Source organism: Anaerobacillus sp. ABA4_114 (genome assembly GCF_056159065.1).
Map to the genome: position 1 here is coordinate 3,988,730 of NZ_JBSWUM010000001.1, position 21,173 is coordinate 4,009,902.

General features: G+C 38.7%; 20 protein-coding genes. 3 read left to right on the forward strand and 17 right to left on the reverse strand.

The features are described from left to right. Positions 1-11 precede the first annotated feature (11 nt). Complete coding sequence (locus ACXAEY_RS20720) at positions 12-782, reverse strand: divergent polysaccharide deacetylase family protein (protein WP_474814583.1); 771 nt, start codon at positions 780-782, stop codon at positions 12-14. Positions 783-928: 146 nt separating this feature from the next. Between ACXAEY_RS20720 and ACXAEY_RS20725 the strand changes: the two genes are divergently transcribed. After that, positions 929-1,441, forward strand: a complete 513-nt coding sequence (locus tag ACXAEY_RS20725) for an acyl-CoA thioesterase (protein WP_474814585.1) — start codon at positions 929-931, stop codon at positions 1,439-1,441. A gap of 34 nt (positions 1,442-1,475) precedes the next feature. Here ACXAEY_RS20725 and ACXAEY_RS20730 read toward each other — a convergent pair whose 3' ends face one another. From ACXAEY_RS20730 to ACXAEY_RS20745, 4 genes are all read right to left on the reverse strand, one after another. Beyond that, a complete protein-coding gene (locus ACXAEY_RS20730; protein ID WP_270182859.1) occupies positions 1,476-1,823 on the reverse strand; it encodes a DUF1516 family protein in 348 nt (115 codons plus the stop codon). Between the two features lie 160 nt (positions 1,824-1,983). Continuing rightward, on the reverse strand, positions 1,984-4,086 hold the full coding sequence (locus ACXAEY_RS20735; RefSeq protein WP_474814588.1) for a heavy metal translocating P-type ATPase: 2,103 nt from the start codon (positions 4,084-4,086) through the stop codon (positions 1,984-1,986). A gap of 104 nt (positions 4,087-4,190) precedes the next feature. Further along, a complete protein-coding gene (locus ACXAEY_RS20740) occupies positions 4,191-4,907 on the reverse strand; it encodes a ZIP family metal transporter (protein WP_270182861.1) in 717 nt (238 codons plus the stop codon). Between the two features lie 93 nt (positions 4,908-5,000). After that, positions 5,001-5,942, reverse strand: a complete 942-nt coding sequence (locus ACXAEY_RS20745) for an arginine deiminase family protein (protein WP_474814590.1) — start codon at positions 5,940-5,942, stop codon at positions 5,001-5,003. A gap of 139 nt (positions 5,943-6,081) precedes the next feature. On the opposite strand from ACXAEY_RS20745, the gene ACXAEY_RS20750 reads away from it, so the two are divergent. Beyond that, positions 6,082-7,392, forward strand: coding sequence for an amino acid permease (locus ACXAEY_RS20750; protein ID WP_474814592.1), 1,311 nt, complete (start codon positions 6,082-6,084; stop codon positions 7,390-7,392). Here ACXAEY_RS20750 and ACXAEY_RS20755 read toward each other — a convergent pair. From ACXAEY_RS20755 to ACXAEY_RS20785, 7 genes are all read right to left on the reverse strand, one after another. Continuing rightward, complete coding sequence (locus tag ACXAEY_RS20755) at positions 7,389-8,138, reverse strand: YqcI/YcgG family protein (protein WP_333489754.1); 750 nt, start codon at positions 8,136-8,138, stop codon at positions 7,389-7,391. The genes ACXAEY_RS20750 and ACXAEY_RS20755 overlap by 4 nt on opposite strands. A 62-nt stretch (positions 8,139-8,200) precedes the next feature. Next, positions 8,201-8,827, reverse strand: a complete 627-nt coding sequence (locus ACXAEY_RS20760; protein ID WP_474814594.1) for a LysE family translocator — start codon at positions 8,825-8,827, stop codon at positions 8,201-8,203. A 261-nt stretch (positions 8,828-9,088) separates the two neighbouring features. After that, a complete protein-coding gene (locus tag ACXAEY_RS20765) occupies positions 9,089-9,427 on the reverse strand; it encodes a hypothetical protein (RefSeq protein ID WP_474814596.1) in 339 nt (112 codons plus the stop codon). A 17-nt stretch (positions 9,428-9,444) separates the two neighbouring features. Continuing rightward, complete coding sequence (rpsN, locus tag ACXAEY_RS20770; RefSeq protein WP_270182867.1) at positions 9,445-9,714, reverse strand: 30S ribosomal protein S14; 270 nt, start codon at positions 9,712-9,714, stop codon at positions 9,445-9,447. Positions 9,715-9,729: 15 nt separating this feature from the next. Further along, positions 9,730-10,902, reverse strand: a complete 1,173-nt coding sequence (locus ACXAEY_RS20775) for a GTP-binding protein (RefSeq protein ID WP_474814597.1) — start codon at positions 10,900-10,902, stop codon at positions 9,730-9,732. A 40-nt stretch (positions 10,903-10,942) separates the two neighbouring features. Continuing rightward, a complete protein-coding gene (locus ACXAEY_RS20780; RefSeq protein WP_474814599.1) occupies positions 10,943-11,191 on the reverse strand; it encodes a hypothetical protein in 249 nt (82 codons plus the stop codon). A gap of 238 nt (positions 11,192-11,429) precedes the next feature. Then, entirely contained in the window at positions 11,430-12,080 is a 651-nt protein-coding gene (locus tag ACXAEY_RS20785; protein ID WP_474814601.1) for an FAD/NAD(P)-binding protein, read from the reverse strand. Between the two features lie 315 nt (positions 12,081-12,395). On the opposite strand from ACXAEY_RS20785, the gene ACXAEY_RS20790 reads away from it, so the two are divergent. Next, complete coding sequence (locus tag ACXAEY_RS20790) at positions 12,396-13,439, forward strand: metal ABC transporter solute-binding protein, Zn/Mn family (RefSeq protein ID WP_474814603.1); 1,044 nt, start codon at positions 12,396-12,398, stop codon at positions 13,437-13,439. A 446-nt stretch (positions 13,440-13,885) separates the two neighbouring features. On the opposite strand, the gene ACXAEY_RS20795 is transcribed toward ACXAEY_RS20790, so the two are convergent. From ACXAEY_RS20795 to ACXAEY_RS20815, 5 genes are all read right to left on the reverse strand, one after another. Further along, positions 13,886-15,742: a TnsD family transposase gene (locus tag ACXAEY_RS20795; protein ID WP_474814604.1), complete on the reverse strand. Its 1,857-nt coding sequence runs from the start codon at positions 15,740-15,742 to the stop codon at positions 13,886-13,888. After that, positions 15,742-17,388, reverse strand: a complete 1,647-nt coding sequence (locus ACXAEY_RS20800; protein ID WP_474814606.1) for an AAA family ATPase — start codon at positions 17,386-17,388, stop codon at positions 15,742-15,744. The genes ACXAEY_RS20795 and ACXAEY_RS20800 overlap by 1 nt, the downstream gene beginning before the upstream one ends. Next, positions 17,389-19,551 (reverse strand): Mu transposase C-terminal domain-containing protein, encoded by a 2,163-nt coding sequence (locus tag ACXAEY_RS20805; protein ID WP_474814608.1) that lies wholly within the window; start codon positions 19,549-19,551, stop codon positions 17,389-17,391. It lies immediately after the preceding gene. Further along, complete coding sequence (locus ACXAEY_RS20810; RefSeq protein WP_474814609.1) at positions 19,532-20,359, reverse strand: TnsA endonuclease N-terminal domain-containing protein; 828 nt, start codon at positions 20,357-20,359, stop codon at positions 19,532-19,534. Before ACXAEY_RS20810 ends, ACXAEY_RS20805 begins: the two co-directional genes overlap by 20 nt. Positions 20,360-20,696: 337 nt before the next feature. Then, complete coding sequence (locus tag ACXAEY_RS20815; RefSeq protein WP_474814610.1) at positions 20,697-21,170, reverse strand: hypothetical protein; 474 nt, start codon at positions 21,168-21,170, stop codon at positions 20,697-20,699. Between the last annotated feature and the right edge of the window lie 3 nt (positions 21,171-21,173).

Consider the following 21,173-nt stretch of genomic DNA (forward strand, 5'->3'; position numbering starts at 1 on the left):
CCAAACTATCGTTACGGAACTTGCTTATCGATCATATCAAAGCTTGGAATTAATTCAGATAAAGGGACGATCGTTGCGTCTGATTGGTAGATAGGGATGTATTCGTTTAACACTTGAACCATCTTCTTCCCAGCTATCCCTACGTGTCCTATCGCGATATGGTTTTCGTCGTCATTAAGAAGCTTCTCAAGCTCTCTTGCTTTCTTACTCATGTGACTGATCGTATAAATATCATCGAAGAACAGTTCATTCTCGAGATAAGGGACTCCTATTTCGTTCGCTAACTTTGGAATAACGCTTTTATCCGTTGTTTTACTATCGAGATAATACAACCCTCTTTCCCTACAAACATCCAACACGATTCTCATTACGCGTTCATCTGCGGTTGCTTTTGATCCCATATGATGATTCATCCCAACCGCATATGGAACATCGTCGATCGCACGCGAAATTCTTTTTCTTATTTCTTTATTACTGAGGTTCGTTGTTATCGCACCTGGTCCAAGCCAGCTCGACTTTCCTCTTAGTGGTTCCATAGGAATATGTACAATCACTTCATGCCCCTTTTTGTGAGCTAATTTGGCATCTTCTTTTGTAGTTGAAAGAAAAGGCATGATTGCAACCGTTAATGGTACAGGAAGTTCAAGCATTTCCTCTGTTCCACCCATATTATTTCCAAAATCATCGATTACGATCGCAAGTTCAGAACGCCCCCCGCTCTCTGCATAAGTCGGAGACCACAGGACATTTAGCGCGATTATAGTAAGAAACAAAATTCTCATTCAACAAACCTCCTTTCCATTAAAATTCCCAGCATAAACGAATTTCATGAATGTATAACCTAATCTTTCATCACATGTTTTCTTCAAAGTGTTGAAGGGCATAGTAAAGTTAGACTAGTTATTTTGCACGAAAAGGAGAGGACAACATGGAAAAAAGATACATCACAGAAACGCTTGTGGTAAAAACGAGCCACGTGTTCCCAGAAGCGACAAACAATCACAACACACTATTCGGTGGTCAGTTGATGCGTGATATCGATGACCTTGCGTCTATTGCAGCTATGAGACTTTGCAGAAGTGAAGTGGTAACAGCCTCGACCGACTCTGTTGATTTCCTACATCCCATTACACCCGATGACTCCGTCTGTCTAGAGGCTTATGTTTCTTATACCGGAAAATCCTCGATGGAGGTTTTTGTGAAGGTGATTGCGGAACACCTTTTGTCAGGAGAAAGAAAAATTGCTGCTACTGCGTTTTTGACATTTGTTGCTCTTGATGAAAATAAGCGTCCTTTAGAAGTACCGCAGATTATCCCTGAAACAGAAGAAGAAAAAAATCTTCATAACACCGCTCCCGCACGAGCTGAAAAAAGACGAGAACATCGTCAGGCAAGTAAAGAACTTGCTGGACTATTAACAACAAAACGGCCTTGGGAATAAAAAAACGACGTCCTAATTGGACGTCGTTTTTAGGTTAGAAGCTTATTACATCATATCCGATCAAGAGTACGATAAGAAGCAATACTACAAATAGAATCCATTGTGTTTTGGTGGATTCTGACCGCTTTCGTTTCCCTACGATGATCTCCATCACTCCGATTAGAGCGATCGCAACGATTCCTTTGAAAATATAGAGAATTGGAAATGACCCCATTGTAAATTGTAGAACGATCATTCCTGCACCAGAAATAATCATTATGAGATAAAAGAGTCTTTGAATCATAATTGAAATGTTCTGCTTGTAGGCAAAAAAGCTAACGAATAGCAAAAGCACAAGAATTGCCCATGAACCTGCGTGAGACTGATAAAAAATATTGTACATGATGTGTTCCCCTTCCCATCCTTTATGGATCATGACATAAGTGTCATATCCTAATAGTAGAATTGTATAACCAACGACACAAGCCCCTAATGTGAAAAGGGTACAAATTTTTCATTTCTTCGAATTTAAAAACCCCTAGCACGTGACCAGGGGTTTCCGTTTATGAATGCTGTAGCTCTGGGTAAGGCTTTCCATCAGATTTCTTTTCTTTCTTGTTCCATAAAATGGTTAAACTAATCAATGTGACAAGGATGGTTGCACCCATATCTGATAGGATAGCGATCCAAAGCGTAAGGAGACCAGGAATCGTTAAGAGCAATGCAACAAGCTTTAAGCCAAGAGCTAAAGTGATATTGAACCGGATGGTACGATTGACTCGCTTTGCAATTCCGATTGCTTCAGGTAACTTACCGAGGTGATCTTGCATCAGCACGATGTCTGCTGTTTCAATCGCACTATCGGTCCCTTTCCCCATAGCAATGCCTAAGTCAGCTGTCGCTAGAGCAGGAGCATCGTTAATACCATCTCCAACCATCGCAACGTTACCGTTCTTTGTTAGCTCCTTTACTTTCTCTACTTTATCTTCAGGCATCAAACCTGCATAGTAAGAACGCACGCCAACTCGTTTTGTAACCTTCTCTGCCGTCTTTTGATGATCACCAGTCAGCATCACTGTATTTTTTATTCCTATAGAATGAAGCGCACTCATCACTGATTCGCTTTCTTCTCTAATCTCATCTGAAATCCCGAACATCCCTAAGATCGTTGTATCATCTGCAACCAGCACTAAGGTTAACCCGTCTTCCTTCATAGACGTGATGAGAGACTGAACACTCTCATCGATAGCTGCCCCCTCCACACTCTTCTCATTTCCAATTCGATAACGTTTCCCATCGATCTTTGCCACGATTCCTTGACCTGCAACTGCTTCTAGTTCTTCTGCTTCTTTTTCTCGATAAGGGAACTCACTCACCTTATTCATGATCGCTTTTGCTAAAGGATGTGAAGAATGCTTTTCGATGGCTGCAGCAACCGTGAGGAAGTTTGCGTGATCAAATGTCTCAACTCTTTCAACATATGGTGTTCCCTTCGTCAGCGTCCCCGTTTTATCAAACGCTAACGTATCGATCATACCAAGCTGCTCCAAATGAACGGACCCTTTTATAAGAATGCCATTTCGAGCATTTCTCGTTATTCCAGATATGTTTGCGATAGGAGAAGATAAGATCAATGCACACGGGCACCCAACAATTAATACGGCTAATCCTTGATAGAACCACTCGCCAAAACTTGCATTGAAGAAAACGGGTGGAACAATCATGACAAGTGCTGAAATGATCATGATCAACGGGGTATAGTATTTAGAAAAACGATTAATAAATTGTTCTGTCGGCGTCTTCGTTTCCTGAGCTTCTTCTACAAGATGAAGAATCTTCGCAAGAGAGGAATCTTTGTACGCCTTTGTAATTCTAATTCGTAGAACACCTTCATTGTTAATACTTCCTCCGAATACACTTTCTCCAACGGCTTTTTCAACGGGCATGGCCTCTCCTGTAATCGCTGCTTCATTGACCGAGCTGTTTCCAGTTTCGATCACACCATCAGAGGGAATCTTTTCACCTGACCTCACGAGTACCAAGTCATTTACACTTAGATTAGAAATCGGAATTGTTTCTTCAGAGCCCTTACGAATGATAACTGCCTCTTTTGGTGCGATTTTAAGTAGTGAAGCCATGGATTTTCTAGCTTTTTGCATGCCTAATCCTTCTAAGTATTCGTTTAAACCAAACAGAATGGCAACGAGGGTACCCTCTCTCCATTCTCCAATCGCAACAGCACCGACCAATGCGATCGTCATCAAGGTTTCTATATTAAATTTCAATCGAACAAGGTTTTTTAACCCTTTAATAAATGTTTGATAACCACTTAGTATAATTGCGGTAATGTAAAATGGTACAGCTGTAAAACTAGTCATTCCATCCACTAGAAGTGCAAGAATAAACACACCAGTAGCAATTCCAAGATAGACTTTAATCGATGATGGATGGCTGTGACCATGCTCATCTTCTTCAGTTAGTAACGAAGCATTATCGGTTGCTAAAATCTTTTTCACCTTTTTGAGATCGATCTTCTCATCAAGTTGAATCTTTCCCGAGTTGTACTGAATTTGAGCCGATTTTCCGTAATCTAATTTTTGAATTTGTTGCTCCATATCTGAAGCACAATTTGGGCACGATAAGCCTTTTAAGCGATACTCTTTCATCTCGCTTTCCACTCCTCTATTAGGAACCTTATGTCATTATATTCTATATATGAGCATGTGTTCATATATGATGTTTATAATTTTACTGATTCTTTTGCGATTTGTCAAAAAAGTTTATGAACGATCTTCATATATGTAACGATTATAAGTATGCCCATTGAGATATATAAAAATAAAGTTCTGAGGAAGACACGTCCTTTTACCTTTAAAATGATCTCGTACCAAGCCACATAAGAAAGTGACCCGATCGCAACACCTGTAAGAAATCCGTTAACGGTATAAGAAGGCGCAACATGTGTACCAAGAGCTGCAGATAAAACCAACGCGAAGGAAATCAATGCAGCTGCTAAGATCGAATACCTACTCTTTAATCCTGAAATAGCCATGAACAAAACTAATGCGACACCTTCAGGGATATGATGAATGAAGAGTGCTAACAGTAACACCCCTCCGAATTCCCCTCCATCTCCATTGATACCAATCGCAACTCCAACTGGAATACTATGTGAAAGGAGAGCAAATACAAATGCAATAACAGGCACATATTTATTATGTACAAGCCGATTATGAAAGCTTGCTTCAATCAATACGAACAATAAGAAAGACAACAATGCCCCTAAAAGAATGCCCATCGGCTCAAATGAATGCATGCTTTCAGGAATCAATTCAAATACGATGACCCCGATCAGCATGCCACCACACAGTAAATAAAGTTCTTCCATTCTATGTGAATAATGACGATACGCTCCTCTGCCTACAGCTGCTCCAACAAGTAAACCACTGATGCCAACAAGAAAAAGGTTCGTTAATAAGGAAAACATCAATCTGCCTCCTTTTTATAGGGCAAGCTCATACCACGTCCACTAAAATATATGAGCAAAATAAAAAAACAGAAGAATAACCCTTCTTCTGTCTTATCGTCTTTCGATCGGTAGCGTCATACAGCGAATACCGCCCCCACCTTTTTCGAGTTCACCTACATTTACTTCTACTAATTTCATCTTTTTTAACTTTGGGTGGCTTTTAAAGATTTTCTTGTTAGCTTTTGTACTGATCAAGAGTGTTTCTGGATTTAGATTCAAGAAGTTAATATCAGCTAACGTATGGGTGATTTCATCCGTCCAGACAACTTCACATCCGTGACGATTTAAAAACGCATCCATCATCATGTACTTAGACGACCCTTGTAACAAGACTTTCACAGGAAAAAATCTCATGTAGCTCTTAGCAAGATATACATCTGGTCCCACTGCGTTGCAATTCATATCCAAGTGAAGCGTATCTGCTCTTCTTGGCAGATCGATGACGCCAATTTCTGAAAAACCTGCTTCGAAGACCTGCTCTTTGATCGCTTCGATGCTATCGATACTTGTCCGCACTCCAGAATTAATGAATACAGCATCTTTATTTACAATCATCACATCTCCAAATTCTAATGCTTTACAATCGTTGTTTCCTTTGATGGAAAATGTATTTTCATCGAACCATTGTTGGAAGAGTAGGTGTGATGTCACGTATTCCGGCTTCCTCATCGTCGTACCAGCCTCACCTGGTAAAATATGATTGCCAAAGACGCAGCCAAGGTCTCGCACAAAGACTCGATTGATCAACTGCTTATGAAAAGCTAGATCTTTTTGTGATAAAAACGCATCATACTTCACTACATTGACTCCAGAATCTCTTAGCCCACTTACCATGTTTTCGTGATGTTCACATGCCTTTTCATGGTTAACAGGAGCTTCCCACTGAATATAAGAAGCTATTTTCTTATCTGGTACATCTAGAGAAGACGGGGAACAAACGATGACACTTTTTAACTCGCTATATTCATTCCAACAATTTGGGGATAAATTCATAATAAAGCAATCTCCTTTTAAAAGATTTACTTTATTACTATCTCCTCACCATATAAAACCATCCCAAAACGGTTAAGAACACATATTCCATTGCTTTCCTTCTCACACTAAGACTAACTATGAACGGGGAGAATGGGTCATGAGAAAAACTACAAAATCTGAAAATCTTCAATGGTGGCAGCTTTCTTTGATCGGCGTCGGATGCATTATCGGAACAGGTTATTTCCTTGGTTCTAGTATTGCGATTCAGAAAGCGGATAATGCCATCTTGATCGCATACGCAATCGCAGGGCTAGGGACATGGTTTGTCTTTCAGGCCCTTGCGAAATTAACCGCTCACCACCCTGTTAAAGGTTCATTCCGTACCTATGCGAAACATGCATTTGGAGATTGGGCAGGATTTAGTAACGGGTGGGTATACTGGTCATCTGAAATGCTGATCATGGGTAGTCAGTTAACGGCTCTCTCGATCTTTGCACAGTACTGGTTTCCGAATACTCCGCTATGGATTTTCGCAACGATCTTTGCCATCGCCGGGCTTTCAATCATCCTCATGGGCGTTCACAAAGTCGAACAATTGGAAAATGTATTTGGAATTATGAAAGTAGCAGCGATCGCCATGTTTCTCATCATTTCGATCGCAGTCATAAGCGGGCTGATCGATCCCCTTGAACGAGCAACTCCTTCCTCTTCTCCGCTGACTGACTTATTCCCACAAAGCGGGATCGGGTTATGGACCGCTCTTCTTTATGCGTTTTATGCCTTTGGTGGAATTGAAATTATGGGACTCATGGCTGAACACTTAAAAGACCCTAAAGATGCACAGAAATCCGGAAATATCATGTTACTCGTGCTGACTTCCCTCTACCTATTATCATTTTATTTTGTATTAAAACTGACTTCATCCTCTGCGATCACGCCAGATGAGAGTCCTTTTCTAACGGTATTAATCTCATATAAGCTTCCTGTTTTCGTCCCGCACATCTTTAATAGCATCCTAGTCATCGCAGGATTCTCAACGATGGTAGCTTCTCTTTATGCTGTTACGACGATGCTCTTGACACTTGCGGAAGAAGGAGACGCACCGAAGCTTTTTGCGCAAAGTGAGAAGGAGAAAGTTCCCCTTCCCGCTTTCATTCTCACGTGTATCGTAGTTGCGATCTCGATCATCATCGCGCTTTTAGTACCCGGAAAGATTTTCGAATATTTTACCACTGCTGCTGGACTTATGCTTTTATACAACTGGATGTTTATTTTGTTGTCTTTCCGAAAGCTTATGGATCAATCGTTAAAAAGCACGATCGGTATATGGGTTGCTTTTACATTTATTGCCTTCGCAATCACCGGCACATTGTTCGATAAGGTTAGCAGGCCTGGTTTCTTTGTAAGTATTGGATTTATTGTACTCATCGCGTTAGCGACTGTCATTAAACTAAAAAGAAAGCATTAAGGATGCAAGTTCTTTATCTTGTTCTTCATTGCCATGAAAGGACACTTAGATAGAGTCGTGTCTTCCTCATCGAGAAAATACTGCTTCCATTCATAATTATCTTGCTGTCCATACCACTTTAAAGCAGGGTGAGGCTTCTTGCCATCGTATTTAACCAGCCTGTTTCTGATGACCTTCTTTAACTTTTGCCCGAGAGATGTTGAAGCATTGATTTCTTCAAAAACCCACCTCGGTTGGAAAGCAAGCATAAAATAAGGAAAGCTTCGACTCTTTCGCACGCGATGAGCGGGTGTCGCACAAAATACAAAATAGGGTTCACCGTCAAAACAAAACTCCCATGCCTGGTTATGTGGGTCTGTCGGTATGTCTTCAGGCCATGGTTTTTCGTCTAGTTGATGGACGTCGTTTAATAACGTCCAAAACGTATCCTGATAATCCTCAATACTCTTGCCATCTTGATGATCAGCCTCAAAGAACACGACTAAAGAAGCGTACTTCCCTGTTTCCCGTGAAATTTCCCCATACTCCTTTAAAATGGCCGCAAGTTGCCTAGAAGCATGCTCTTCCCATGGAGGATCCGCAAACCCAAACCTGAGAGAGTTATCGATAAAGCCCATTTTCCCAGGAACACATGGATAGGGTTCAGATTCATTGCACATCATATCTGAAAATTGTTGGTAGGCTAACACATTCCAACCCTCCAACGCTTCACTATTCTCATCTATCATACTCTTTGTAAATAACATCAACATCCCTCCCAATAGCTACACACGGTATCCTATTGAGAGAATGTTCATTAGGTGTCTGTCTAACTAAGGAGCATAGTCATCGCTTGCTTTCCAAAATACAATCCAAATGCAATAAGCACGATTCCCGAGAGAATCGATATCATCCGAAGCATAGAAGGGTTTAGGAGCCTTCTTGCCCCTGATGCAATACTCGCCATTGTTAAATCCCATATTGTGATTCCAATAAAGATACCCGTGCTATAGATCAAGAAATGATAAGTGCCTAAGTTATTTGCGTTCTGAGCAAGGATGGATCCGTAAATACCTAGCCAGAATAAGATGTTCAATGGGTTTGAAAAGGCCATAAAGAACCCTGTTCGAAAAGACTTCCCCTTCGTTTCACTCTTTGTGCCACTCCTATTCTTTTGAACTCTCGACTTCACAATGCTTTCAACACCTGTATAACTTAACACGAAGAATCCAAACAGCCAGAGGAACGTTTTCATAAATGGAGAATCCACAATATGTCCGATCCCTATGTAAATCAGCAGCATGAAGATTGCATCTGCAACCATCGCACCTATTCCAACAAACCACGCATTCAAAAAACCATACCGAATTCCTTTGTTCATCTGTGCAGCATTAATCGGACCTACAGGCGCAGATAGTGATAAACCTAACAAGATATAACTAAAATAAATGCTCATCTCCGTCCCCTCCTTCGTAACATCCTATTCAAGCATGTCCAGAAGTATTAAAGAGAAAGAGGTACTTTATAAAGACTTCCTTATAAACATTGTTAAACGAACATGATTGTTGGAATTCAATTTGTTATTTCATTTTTAAAAACGCGCGTATCATAATGACACGCGCAAAAACGTTCGATAGCTATTTGATTATTCACCTTATAACACAAACATCAACTGGGCACTCGTCAAAAGTGATCAAGCTGTCAATCGCTGTACATATTAAATGTAAAGCGTAAACTTTTTTCGATTAGAGTGATAGGAAGGAGCTTCCAACCATTTTTTCGTGATGATTTTTTCCTCCACCTGATCAGAGAGATAGACTTCTACCCGCTGCATGATTTTCCTTACTTTTGATGGGTTCATATGAAAGAATGCCCCTGCTTCATGATAAGGACTATGCTTTTGAAGCAGATTTAAATAAGCGCCAGGGGAATCACTTTTTGAGATAAGGGATGTTTCCAATTTATCAATCCACTCATACAGCTCTCTTTCTTGCCTAGGGAGTTTAGCTATAGCATCCCTAACAATAATCCTAAGCAGATGCTCGTTTACTCTCACCTCGCTTCACCCGCCTTTTACCAGCTAGACTTTTTCACTCCAGGAATCTGCCCTTTGTGCGCATACTCCCTAAATGCGATCCGCGACATTTTGAACTTTCTAAGATGAGCTTTCGGTCTTCCTGTTACTTCACAGCGGTTGGTTAAGCGCGTTGGTGAAGAATCGCGCGGAAGCTTACGAAGAGCCTCATAGTCCCCCTTTGCTTTTAATTCCTTTCTGAGCTCCGCATACTTCTGAACAAGCTCCTGACGCTTCTTTTCTTTTGCGACTTTTGATTTCTTCGCCATATTTATCTTCCTTTCTTATTGGTATTCTGGCAATGGATCTAAAAGTAAAGACCAATCCTGCTTCATTTCTTCATCTGTTAGAAGGCATTGGTCAAGTGACTGTTCAATTTGCTCCTGGTCGAGGTGAAGACCAATCATCACAAGTTCGGTCAGACGATCCCCGTAAAGGTCATCCCAACGTTCAAGAAGATCAGGATCATCTCTCATGGCTTCCTTTTGCTCATTAGCTGAAGAGGTAGCAACCCATTTACCAGCAGATTCAATGCTAAGCGATGGTCCTGCTTGGGAAAGCAAGCCAGTGATATCATTCCGGGTAGCGAGCCAGAAAAAGCCTTTTGCCCGAACAACATCTCTAGGCCATTGCTCAAGCCATGCCATCCACCTTTCAGGATGAAAAGGCCGTTTTCTGCGGTATACAAATGATGAAATCCCGTATTCTTCTGTTTCAGGAGTATGTTCTTCATTCAACTCCTTGATCCAGCCTGCACTTTGACTTGCCTGTTCAAAATCAAACAGGTTAGTGTTGAGTATTTGATTAAGATGCACGTTTCCATAGGTGCTGGTCTTAATCAGAGCATCAGGATTCAGTGTGTTTAGAATCGAAGTTAATTTTTCTATTTCTTCTTGTTCCATTAAGTCCGTTTTATTAAGAAGGAGTATATTCGCAAATTCAATCTGATCAACAAGCAAATCAACAACATCACGTTCATCACTCTGATCGGCACCTTCTTTGCGGTCTAGCAACGAGTGACGGGAATGATAATCATGCCAGAACCGGTTTCCATCAACAACCGTCACCATCGTATCCAGTCTGCACGTCTCACTGAGGTCGATGCCAAGTTCCTCATCCATATATGTAAATGTCTGTGCCACTGGAATGGGCTCTGAAATACCAGTAGACTCAATCACAATATAATCAATTTCCCCTGCTTCCATCAGCTTTTTCACTTCAAGAATCAGGTCTTCTCTTAGGGTGCAACAAATACATCCATTTTGTAGCTGGACTAATTTTTCATCTGTTCTAGAAAAGCCATTTTTGATTAATTCTGCATCTATGTTGATTTCACTCATATCGTTTACAATGACTGCTATTCTTCTCTGCTCTCTGTTTGCGAGAATGTGGTTTAGGAGCGTTGTTTTTCCTGCACCTAAATATCCGCTCAGAACAGTAACAGGGATTTTCCCCATGCATATCCACTCCTTTAAATCAAAATAATTACGATTTAATTCATATACTTTTTGCAATGCGTTCAGCTGCTTTCCTCGCCCCTATGATATTTCGTGAGCCAGGACCGATTTCAAGCTCAGCAAGAGGTCCTGAAACAAACAAACGTGAGCTCCATTCCAGCGTCTTTTCTACAATTGGATAGCCACACGCTGCACATGGAAGCACTTCCTTTTCGATGAGGTTTTGCAGCCACTTCTGCTGAGGCATCTTTGCTTGAAATCCTGTGGCAAAAAGCGTTGTTGCAGGCATCATGCTCCCTTCAGTTATAAAAAGTGCATTGGACTTCCAACAAACAGATGTCACATTGCTTTGGATTATTGAAAGGGACCCCTGTTTCTCCAAACAGTTCAATTTCTGATGGGGTTCGGAAGGGATGGATCCCCGATGACGTGCTTCCTTGATCATTCTCCGTCTTCTTCTATAGCACGCTACCTTCTCATAACCGTTTAAATATTTTGGACCAATCCAGCCAGGATCACTGTCGAAATTATGCACTCTGAACGGATGCCGCGTAATAAGACTTACTTTGCCTGGAAACCGGTAGGCCATTGAAATGGCTGCGTGTGCTGCTGTTATGCCACCCCCCAACGATGGCAATCGGAGGAGTAATTTTCTCCATATCAAGACGAGAGTCAAAAAGGTGCCAGGCATTTTTCAATTTATCTCCCCAGTCCGGATAGGCAAGATCATTGTTTCCTATTGCAATCACGCAGTTCTTTGCAAAATAAATGCGTCCATCTTCTGTTTCAATCTCCCAATATGGACCTTCTTTCGCAACATTTACAACCTTACTGCTACACCAAACCTCTTGAAGGCCGACTTCACGTAAGACTGAATCTGCATGTTCATTAAAAAGATTTAGTGCCGGGCGATCATAATAGCCATAAAAAGGATTCGTATACGATTTTTCCTTTGCATATTTCTCCAGACTGAATGGAGGAACATCAATATGATGTACAGATGGAGACCTAAGAAAAGGCATTTGAATACGCCCTGTTCTCTCTTTCCATCTTGCAAGCGGAACTGAATGAGGATCAATCATAAGAAGCTCTTCCTTTTTGACTTTCCCGCTTTTCAAAAGTGTTGCTGCAATCGTACAACCATGTATGCCTCCACCTATAATAATCCAATTATACATATCCACCACTCCACAAATCGTATCGATTACGATTTATAGTGTATATGAATTAGTAACAAAATACAACAAAAGAATGCTGCTAGATTTAGCAAAAATGAGAAGTGTTAGTTTTAAAGATTCTAGTTCAATGCCTCCTCGTTGATCTCATCTTCAGCCAGAATGATCGTTTGCTCCACCTATTCCATTTTTCCTAAATCTTTTACTAGGTCCAGTCTTATACGAGACTGTTCTTATTTTAAACCGTAATAATTTCGTTTTACAAATCGTAACCATTACGATAATATGATTTATATGTATATCTAAGGGGGAGATATTATGACGTACAAGCGCCGAAGTATGGCATCGATAATGCTAATTGTTGTATTGCTTCTAGCAGCATGTGGCAGCAATGAGGCTAGTTCAACAGCTATGGAAAACAGCGATTCAGATGAAAAGTTAATCGTTTATACCACATTGTTTCCTATTGAGGATTTCACAAGAAAAATTGGTGGCGACCATGTTGACGTGGAATCAATCCTGCCACCTGGATCGGACGCACATACCTATGAACCTACTACAAAAACCATGGTAAGCATTGCTGAAGCCGATGGTTTTATATACAACGGTCTTGGGTTGGAAAGCTATGCAGAGGCAATCGCTGACTCAATTGAAGGAAATAATGTAAAAATGTTTGAAGCATCTACCGGAATCGAAGCAATTGAGCACAAAGATAACCATCATGAAGAGCAAGGAACTTCTGAAGATGGGGAACATGCTGAAGAAGGTGAACACCATGATGACCACGGAGCTTCTGAAGAGGAAGAGCATGCTGAAGAAGATGAACACCATCATCATGGGGACAAAGATCCTCATGTATGGCTGGATCCAGTTAGAGCAATTGCAATTGCAGAAAACATAAAAAATGCTTTAGTTGAACTACACCCTGAAGCAAAAGAGGATTTCGAAGCCAATTTTCAAGAAGTAAAAGCAGACCTTAAAAAGCTTGATAATGATTTCGAAAGCTTAACTGATTCAAAAGATAAGCCTGAAATGATTGTTTCACACGCAGCTTATGGCTACTGGGAAGAGCGATACGGAATCCATCAAATTGCGATTTCTGGCCTTTCACCGTCCAATGAACCGTCACAAAAAGCATTAGAAGAAATCATTCATACCGCAAAGGAAAAGAATTTATCATATGTACTATTTGAGCAAAACGTAACGCCGAAGGTTGCGAAGAGCCTGCAAAAAGAAATTGGCGCAGAGGCTCTACGGCTTCATAATCTCTCAGTCCTGACGGATGAGGATATTGCAAATGAAGAAGATTACTTTAGCCTGATGCGTAACAACCTGGACACTTTAGATAAAGCACTTCAATAATCTATTCAATTTAATAGTAAAAGGCGTAATCCCTAACAGAATCACGCCTTTTTCTTATAGACTGCAAGATTAGCAAGTAGATAGGAAGAAATCCCTATAATCATTGATTACTGAGACTGTTAAAGAATTTTTCACCACACAAACGTTCATGAATATAAAAACGTTCCTAAAAGTAATTACTCTTAGGAACGTTTTAATTTAGTTGACCTTTACCAAATAACTTGTTGTTACTGTTAGTTCACAAAAAAGTTCTATCCTTTCATCATTATCCAACTCGCATTCCTCCGTTTAATTCTCCATGACTTTTACAAAAAAGTTTTATCCTACTTATTGATTAAAATGACTGAATTTTCTTTCTATCTAACAAAAAAATCTTACCCTATCAAGTTCTAAAAAAAAGATGTCAATCAAGTGATCGACACCTTTTTATCATTCCACCGTTAACTTTATGGGTTTTCATAGTGATTTTTGGTTACCATCTTTTCAATTTCTTGAAGCACAACCTTTGAAGATGGGAGACAACCCAACTTAATAATTCTCCATTTAGCTACTTCGGTATTCTGCTTTTTTAATTCTTCAACTGCCCAATGAACTTTTCTAATATGAAACTCATCCACACTTTCCGTTATAGTTTCAATGTACTCTTTGGTTAAATGCATTTTGTGTAACTTCTTCACCAAGAGCGATGATTTGTTAATAGCTTTTCCTATTCTTGAAACAGTTAACCTAACTGGTTTTTTCTTCTTTAAAAGGGTACTGACTACAAGTTGAATTTCTCTTTTAACCTCTTTGTCTCTTTCGTCCCAATTTATTCTATTATTATTTTTTTTAGCTTTCTTTTTCGCTGGAGAATTTTCATCTAACCATTCTTTGTCATGCCTGTACAAATAGGCGTAAGTAGCAACGTTTAATTTTCTAATTTCGCTGATTGATAAACCCGGATTTTCTCTTCTTAGCACTAACCACTTTTGTCTATAAGGTTCATTTTCTTTTGACTTATCATCATGTTCTAGATGGATTGGTGTCTCGGATGGTTTAGAATATTTTTTTACAGTACCGGGGGTTACATCCAATAGACGAGCAGTTTCTCGATAAGACTTCCCTTCTCGTAAAACGTACTCTTCTAACTGTCTTTGCCAAACGTGACCAAACGCTTTAACTCTGCCTATTTTGAATATATCACTTTCCTCAATGTCCGGTCCACTTCTTGAATATATAAATCCGCAACTACACTCAAACGTTCCGACAAGTTTACTTGTGCTGGTACATTTTGTAATTTTAACCTCCTTGATAACCCGCTTTTTAAAATGAGAACAGGCTTTATTCAAACACAAATATGGTGCTTCTCCAAAAGGGCGGTACACAACTCGGCGCCTCTGTATAATTGAGTCTATTGTTTCCCCTAAAAATAAGATTATTAACATGTGACGAATTGGATGAAAACTACTTCTGTGCTTTCTTACCAAACCCTTCAACCAACAGTTGTCGTTTTCATAATTTACTTTTGATTGAAGTAATGATAATACCTCTTTTCCGAACAGTTTTTCAAAATCTTCGCAAAGCCTTAATTGATCAGTTCTTCCTTTAGGAGTTTTGTACCCTTTTACTTGAAGGATAGTATGATATTTAGACACCAATGCCTTAATATCAAATCCAAAAGAAATAGTTGCAAGCTTTCGGGTTTCTTCAGCGATTACTTTTAACCAGTACTTTGTTTTGTCAGTAACCATAATAGATGATTTTGTATTTTTGCAGTTATCAGGAGTAGCTTGAATAAACTCGTGGTTATTTATTCCTCTTATCAAAACATCACTTTCAATAAGCAGTTCATCATGCTTAAGACAATAAAAGCTACTTGGAAGTTGTTGCGTCATCCTCCAATAAGTTTCCCCATATTGTTCCATATCTTCATTTACACATTGGGAACAATACCGAAAGTAAGAGAAAGGCTTGATGGTGCTAATTGTTAATCCTATTTTCGTCTTTATACTAGTATCTCGTGCATCATTGATCATTAAATGATAAATTGTGCGCTTCAATTCTAATGGTACGAAATTGGTGTAGTAATTATACATTGAATGCTTGTTGATCCATTCACTAACATCTGAACCATTAAAGTGTTTTATTCTTTCATATAAATAGCCTAAATTTGTCGGGAAATCTGCTACTGAATAGGCAGATTTATTACCAAACAAATCAACAGTTGTGAATTTAATGGCGGTATTACCTGATTGAACATGGTACCTTGCAAACACACTATACATCAATTCGTCAACGTGAATTTTTGGGAAAAACCCTAGCATTATACCTTAACCTCGTTAAACACAAATTCTTCTGTAGGCTTTTTGATATAGCCCCTACTAGCAAGACTATGGTAGGAGGAAGAATGGTTTTTCTTACCACCATCCACTATTTTCTTAAGCTGATTTTCTTGTTTCTCCTTAGGAATTTTCTTTTTTGTTTTTTCCTCTAACAAAGCAATAGATTTACTGAGGACTTCTTGCTTAGTTAGATCACTGGATTTCTTCATCACTCTTTTAACAACTTTCTCGACTTTAGGAGCATCGTAGTCCAGCGAGATTAAAGCATTGATTACTTGCTCGCTAAGAAACAAATCTCGAGCTTGACGCTTTTTTTCATGAGCTTCTTTTTTAGCTTGAATTTTTTCTTTCATATTAATTTCTGGCAATTGATTACTTAAGTGGTCCTGAACATCCATCGGTATAATGTCTTCATACTTTTCAATGTGAGTTCTCAATCCTGATTTTAAGGCTTTTAACATTGGTTGAACTAAACGCAATTCTTCTTTACTAACCTTCCTGATCAGTCCAGGTGTAATCTTCTCTTGATTTGTTCGTATCGCTCTTCCTTGAGAGAGAACAAACAGTTTTACCGCAATATCTACAATCCCCTGACTTTCTTCATATAAGGTATCATTCAAGTCTGATGTTAGCTCAGTATAATGATTCGTCCATTGATATACCCACATGGATTCTATTAATACATCCCAATCATCGTTTTTCTTCATTTGCTCCCATACCATATCACCTTGTCCGCTTCCCCTTCTTGCCTGTCTAAAGTCACGTTGTAATACTGCTCTTGCTTTTGTAGTTCCAATCATCATAACAGGTATTCCGATTTCATTAACTAGCGTCACAAAGAAGTTCATCATTTTCTCAGAACCGTTAGCGTTGGATGTTAGTAAATGCTGAATTTCATCAATAATTAATGCGCCTATACAATGGAGACGTGCAATTTGTCCCATTCGAGTAATCATGGAACTTATTGAGTTCCTTCTGTGTCCATATTTTTCAAGATAGTTGGTTCCGATAAGGTTATCTATCTTTAGATAGAAATCCATACAAAGTGATTTTAATGAACCATCGTGGGGGCAATTTAACTTTAGCCAAACAACTTGAATAATATTTATTGGGTTTTCGTGAACGATTAACTGAGGATATATTGAGAGAATCCTTTCTATTGCAGTTGTCTTTCCAATACCTGAAAACCCCATTAGTGTAAAGCTTGAAGCAAAAGAACGAATATCAGGTATATCCGTAATTTCTTTTCTATCCTTTAACACTTTATGAAATTCATTCAATACTTCTACATGGTGTTTTTTAAGAGGGTTCCTACTTGTGTAGCCATTTCTAATAAAACGAGAAAAACGATCATGTAAATCTAAATGTTGTCTAACTGGTTGAAAAAAACGTGTCATATTCATCAAAGCATGATAACGATACTGGGCGGATAGCTCTCGTTCTTTTGAATTGTATGGGGGGTCATAGCTTAATTGTTCAAATGCCTCTTGTTGATCCAAGATAGGAGGTAAACACTCAATAAGTGGATTTCCTTTATACATTTCAAGCTCTTGTTCTCGATATTTTGCTTGTATTGCTACTTTTCCAGACTTTAATTCCAGGGTTTGAGAATCGTTTTCTTCTATCATTTATTTATCTCTCCTCCGTTTTCGAAACATTTCACGCACAGAAGGCAAATCGTAATTTTCTTCAGAATTATTATTGGGTTGAACCTTTTCAAAATCGCCACTTGAATGGTAATTATCAGTTTTTGTTTGATCGGAATCCAAAGCAAAAACTTCTTTTTTTCGATTAGTATTTTTTTCACTAGCCCGATTTTTACGAATGTCTCCAGTCTTTTTGGCTTTACTGGTATTTTCAAGAGGAGTCTGATTTTGGTTTGCTTCTTTAACCGATTCTTCAATAATATCTTCAACTACACTCAAGAAGTTCACTTCATTTTCTAAAGTAGAGTGTTTGTATTTTTTAACATCATGGCTTTCACGTTCTCTTAGATCTTTCACTTCATCAAGCGATTTATTCTTATATCGTTCTTGGTGATCAAGGAGAGAACAAACCTCAAATAATTTCTCATCATCATGAAGATAAATATTTGTAACGTCACGTACATCGTATGAAACGCTAACTTTCCAAGTACCTCTTTGGTTGGATCTTGCTAGAGCAAACCAAGAGTCTTTTATTGCTTTTTCACAACTATAAAGCATACCGTTAAATGCAATGCCCTTGTGTGTAACTCTGGCTTCCCCAGTAGGCATAAGATAAAAACGAATTGTATCACGCGGAGCTGTTTTTAACTTTCCAGCGCGATTTGTAATTCCCCAATCCCAGATCTCTCGTGGAGTGGACTTTATACCTGCTTTAATCATCTCTTCGTTCTGTAAATAGTTCTTCATGATATTATTGTTATTGTGATGAAGAACAAATCGAATCACTACCTTAGTAAACTGCTCAATCGTTAACTTGGCTTTTAGTCGGTAATCCTCTGCACCCCGTTCCCTAAAATCAGTATCTACATAACCTGGCAACATAGGTTTTAATTTATTTTGAGCAGTATCAAACATTTTTTCAACAATCCCTTTTAACTCAGGTCGATAAGCAGAATGGTTTTCTACTTTAACGTTAAGTCCCTTGACATAAGGTTCTAACTTCGTTGATTTAATCTCAGCATTATCTGCTATGATAGTTTCGGGCAGGTGTTCACAAGCCCATTGGCTTTCTGAAATCGTGATATCATAACGCTTACAGAATTCCACTTTGTTTGTTGAAGCATTTTCTAAAGCCATCATCGCTCCAATATAAGACGGTCCTTCAAGACCGATATATAACCCTGTAATCATTCGACTATAAACATCCATTACAAAGTAAATAACAGGTCTACCTATGATCCAATTGGAATTATAGGTAGACACGAGGTAGACATTACCAATGGTAGCATCAATTTGAAATCGTGACCCCGGTCCAAAAGTTTCGTATGTTGAAGAACCTAGAATAGGACGATGATCTCGCTGAAACGCTTTTTTCCCATACCTCCTAGAAATCGTTCTTTCAACGTTAAATTCTTTTTCATACCAATAACGAAATTGCCTCTCTGATGGGGTATTATCTTCATCTTTCAGTAAGATTTTCTCTTCACCATCTTCGTAATAAACATCTGCAGCATAGTGTTTTTGTATCATTTTACGATAAGCGAATGCTAACGAATTCTTCTTTGAAGACAAATAATATTTATTTATTGCTTCCTTAATGTTATCTTTCACCTCTTGGTCAACGTTTTTACCGATAGAGTCATAACTTCTGGGTCGACCTACTTTTTTATTGGACAGTAGCTTTTCCTTACCTTTTCCTCCAGAATTTCTATAATCCGGTGTTAAAGCAGCGATTGTTTTTCCCCTTTGCCAGTAACGTCTTAAATTTCTATAAACAGTCTTACGATTGTATCCCTTTTCCTTAACCAGATTTCGAACAATCTTGCCTCTCCTTTCTCTTTGATATATATCTGGCTCTAACTCCACTACATCTTTGATCATCGTCCAAGCTTTGTGTCGATGTTTTACTTGATTGTCTGTCATCTTGTTATTGAAGTAAGAGTTGTGAAAATCTTTCAATTTTAGTAGCGAACCTGAAACAATGAGTTCTCTTATCTCGCTTGTCTTTTGTACGTAAGGCAATGATGAGTCATCATTAACATCTATGAGGTATGCAATAATCCCTCCTTCATCTATCCATAGAATGCGGTATATGTTATCTGAATCAGAATCTTGTAATACATCATTAACCGACAAGATGATCATCTTCTGATCTCCTCCCTTTTGCCATAATTGTAAACTCACTAATTGGCTTTTGAAGCTCAAATTTTTGATTCATATTAAAGGTAATCACTCTGTTGCTAATCAGATGTTTCATTAAGTGTAGGGCAGTCCCACTATTAAGTCGGTATTCTTCTTCGAACCTCTTTGTAAATACCGCCATGATGATTGAAGGATTAACCATTTCTAATTCGTTTAGAAATATGTCAACCAGATATTCTTCCTCTGCATTTTCTAGGAACTTTGCGCCATGAACCCACATAATGTTATTAATCATCTCTACAGGAATCTCTTTTTCTGTAACAATTCCCCAGTTAATGTTTTTCTTCTCCCAATATTCACGCTCTATCTCAAGCTTCTCAATTGTCCTTTTGTCTTCCAACACCTCACTAGGCTTCACTGTTCTTGCAATATACTCAACAGAATTTCCTACTCTTCTTGTGATCAAGAAATCAGTTGTCATAACAATCGGTATAGACGATCTTGGATAAACTGGATGTTTTATGCCTATAGTTTCAGCAATGGAATTCGTTTCTTCTCTCTCTAGCGGAAACTGTTCCCGAATATCAATTACATCAGTTACCCACTCTAGTAGATAAAAATAATTCCTCTCAAGGTCAGATAAGAAGTGATGAAGCCTTTCAGTTTTTATCCCTTTTATTCTGTGAGAACGTCCTTCTGAGCTTATATCTCGTACGGTAAGCCAAGGTTGGTATGATGAAAATTCTCCAACACCACGTCCCTCTTTAATCCTCTTGGCTATCTTTTCTTCTGTCCATTTTCGTTTGGACATATTAACTCCCCTTTCTTAACTAAGGCTGTTTCTATGGCAATGAGGCTCCACTACTGCCAATGAATTCATCTAGAGTTATCATAAATTTCCATAGAAATTATTTCATTGCTCATTTATATCCAATCGAAAAATACAGAAAAAAATAATGGCTTTTGAATTATTTCGAGATAAACATTTTTATCGTAAGCAATAATCACATCCTTAGCTTTCAAAATTAATCCTCCTATTTTTATTTGTTGTTTAAAAATTACAATGCAATTACATATTGATTCAAAAATGTAGTTTTGATACTACATTTTTCACAAAAAAAATCGCTGACCTGATATTTCAACTCAGGTTAGCGACCTTTTTCCTTGATACGTATGAACTTATTGAAGCTTTGTAGATTTTCAAAAAATTTATCCTGCTGATCTTCTTCGCAATACAGAATGATGTTTTTAAAAACAGCTTTAAGCTCTCTTAAGATTACTTCATCATTCAAATGGTTCCTAATAGGAATGGGCACTGGCGTATCTGAGGTAATAGATAACAGTAACTGTCTCCATGTTCCCGGGAGTTTCACTTTCCCTTTCTTTAATGCTTCGAGCGCTCCATCCACACTTAACTCATCGAGAGTTAGCAAGTAGGCTTCGAAATAATTCGCCTTTGGTTCTTTGCCGTTCACGAAGTCACTCACACGCGTTTCAAGTTCTGATGGTTTTACATTTTTATTATATTTATCTTTAAGGATTTTACGAAGGCGGAATAGGAATTGTTGACGTTCATTGTGTTCTAACTTGGCAATCGTCCTTCGAACATTGTCTAAATACATCAT

What these genes read in the sequence shown, in the direction of transcription:
- ACXAEY_RS20720 (WP_474814583.1), bottom strand. Translation starts at nt 782, where the DNA reads ATGAGAATTTTGTTTCTTACTATAATCGCGCTAAATGTCCTGTGGTCT.
- ACXAEY_RS20725 (WP_474814585.1), top strand. Translation starts at nt 929, where the DNA reads ATGGAAAAAAGATACATCACAGAAACGCTTGTGGTAAAAACGAGCCAC.
- ACXAEY_RS20730 (WP_270182859.1), bottom strand. Translation starts at nt 1,823, where the DNA reads ATGTACAATATTTTTTATCAGTCTCACGCAGGTTCATGGGCAATTCTT.
- ACXAEY_RS20735 (WP_474814588.1), bottom strand. Translation starts at nt 4,086, where the DNA reads ATGAAAGAGTATCGCTTAAAAGGCTTATCGTGCCCAAATTGTGCTTCA.
- ACXAEY_RS20740 (WP_270182861.1), bottom strand. Translation starts at nt 4,907, where the DNA reads ATGTTTTCCTTATTAACGAACCTTTTTCTTGTTGGCATCAGTGGTTTA.
- ACXAEY_RS20745 (WP_474814590.1), bottom strand. Translation starts at nt 5,942, where the DNA reads ATGAATTTATCCCCAAATTGTTGGAATGAATATAGCGAGTTAAAAAGT.
- ACXAEY_RS20750 (WP_474814592.1), top strand. Translation starts at nt 6,082, where the DNA reads ATGAGAAAAACTACAAAATCTGAAAATCTTCAATGGTGGCAGCTTTCT.
- ACXAEY_RS20755 (WP_333489754.1), bottom strand. Translation starts at nt 8,138, where the DNA reads ATGTTATTTACAAAGAGTATGATAGATGAGAATAGTGAAGCGTTGGAG.
- ACXAEY_RS20760 (WP_474814594.1), bottom strand. Translation starts at nt 8,827, where the DNA reads ATGAGCATTTATTTTAGTTATATCTTGTTAGGTTTATCACTATCTGCG.
- rpsN (WP_270182867.1), bottom strand. Translation starts at nt 9,714, where the DNA reads ATGGCGAAGAAATCAAAAGTCGCAAAAGAAAAGAAGCGTCAGGAGCTT.
- ACXAEY_RS20775 (WP_474814597.1), bottom strand. Translation starts at nt 10,902, where the DNA reads ATGGGGAAAATCCCTGTTACTGTTCTGAGCGGATATTTAGGTGCAGGA.
- ACXAEY_RS20780 (WP_474814599.1), bottom strand. Translation starts at nt 11,191, where the DNA reads ATGCCTGCAACAACGCTTTTTGCCACAGGATTTCAAGCAAAGATGCCT.
- ACXAEY_RS20785 (WP_474814601.1), bottom strand. Translation starts at nt 12,080, where the DNA reads ATGTATAATTGGATTATTATAGGTGGAGGCATACATGGTTGTACGATT.
- ACXAEY_RS20790 (WP_474814603.1), top strand. Translation starts at nt 12,396, where the DNA reads ATGACGTACAAGCGCCGAAGTATGGCATCGATAATGCTAATTGTTGTA.
- ACXAEY_RS20795 (WP_474814604.1), bottom strand. Translation starts at nt 15,742, where the DNA reads ATGCTAGGGTTTTTCCCAAAAATTCACGTTGACGAATTGATGTATAGT.
- ACXAEY_RS20800 (WP_474814606.1), bottom strand. Translation starts at nt 17,388, where the DNA reads ATGATAGAAGAAAACGATTCTCAAACCCTGGAATTAAAGTCTGGAAAA.
- ACXAEY_RS20805 (WP_474814608.1), bottom strand. Translation starts at nt 19,551, where the DNA reads ATGATCATCTTGTCGGTTAATGATGTATTACAAGATTCTGATTCAGAT.
- ACXAEY_RS20810 (WP_474814609.1), bottom strand. Translation starts at nt 20,359, where the DNA reads ATGTCCAAACGAAAATGGACAGAAGAAAAGATAGCCAAGAGGATTAAA.
- ACXAEY_RS20815 (WP_474814610.1), bottom strand. Translation starts at nt 21,170, where the DNA reads ATGTATTTAGACAATGTTCGAAGGACGATTGCCAAGTTAGAACACAAT.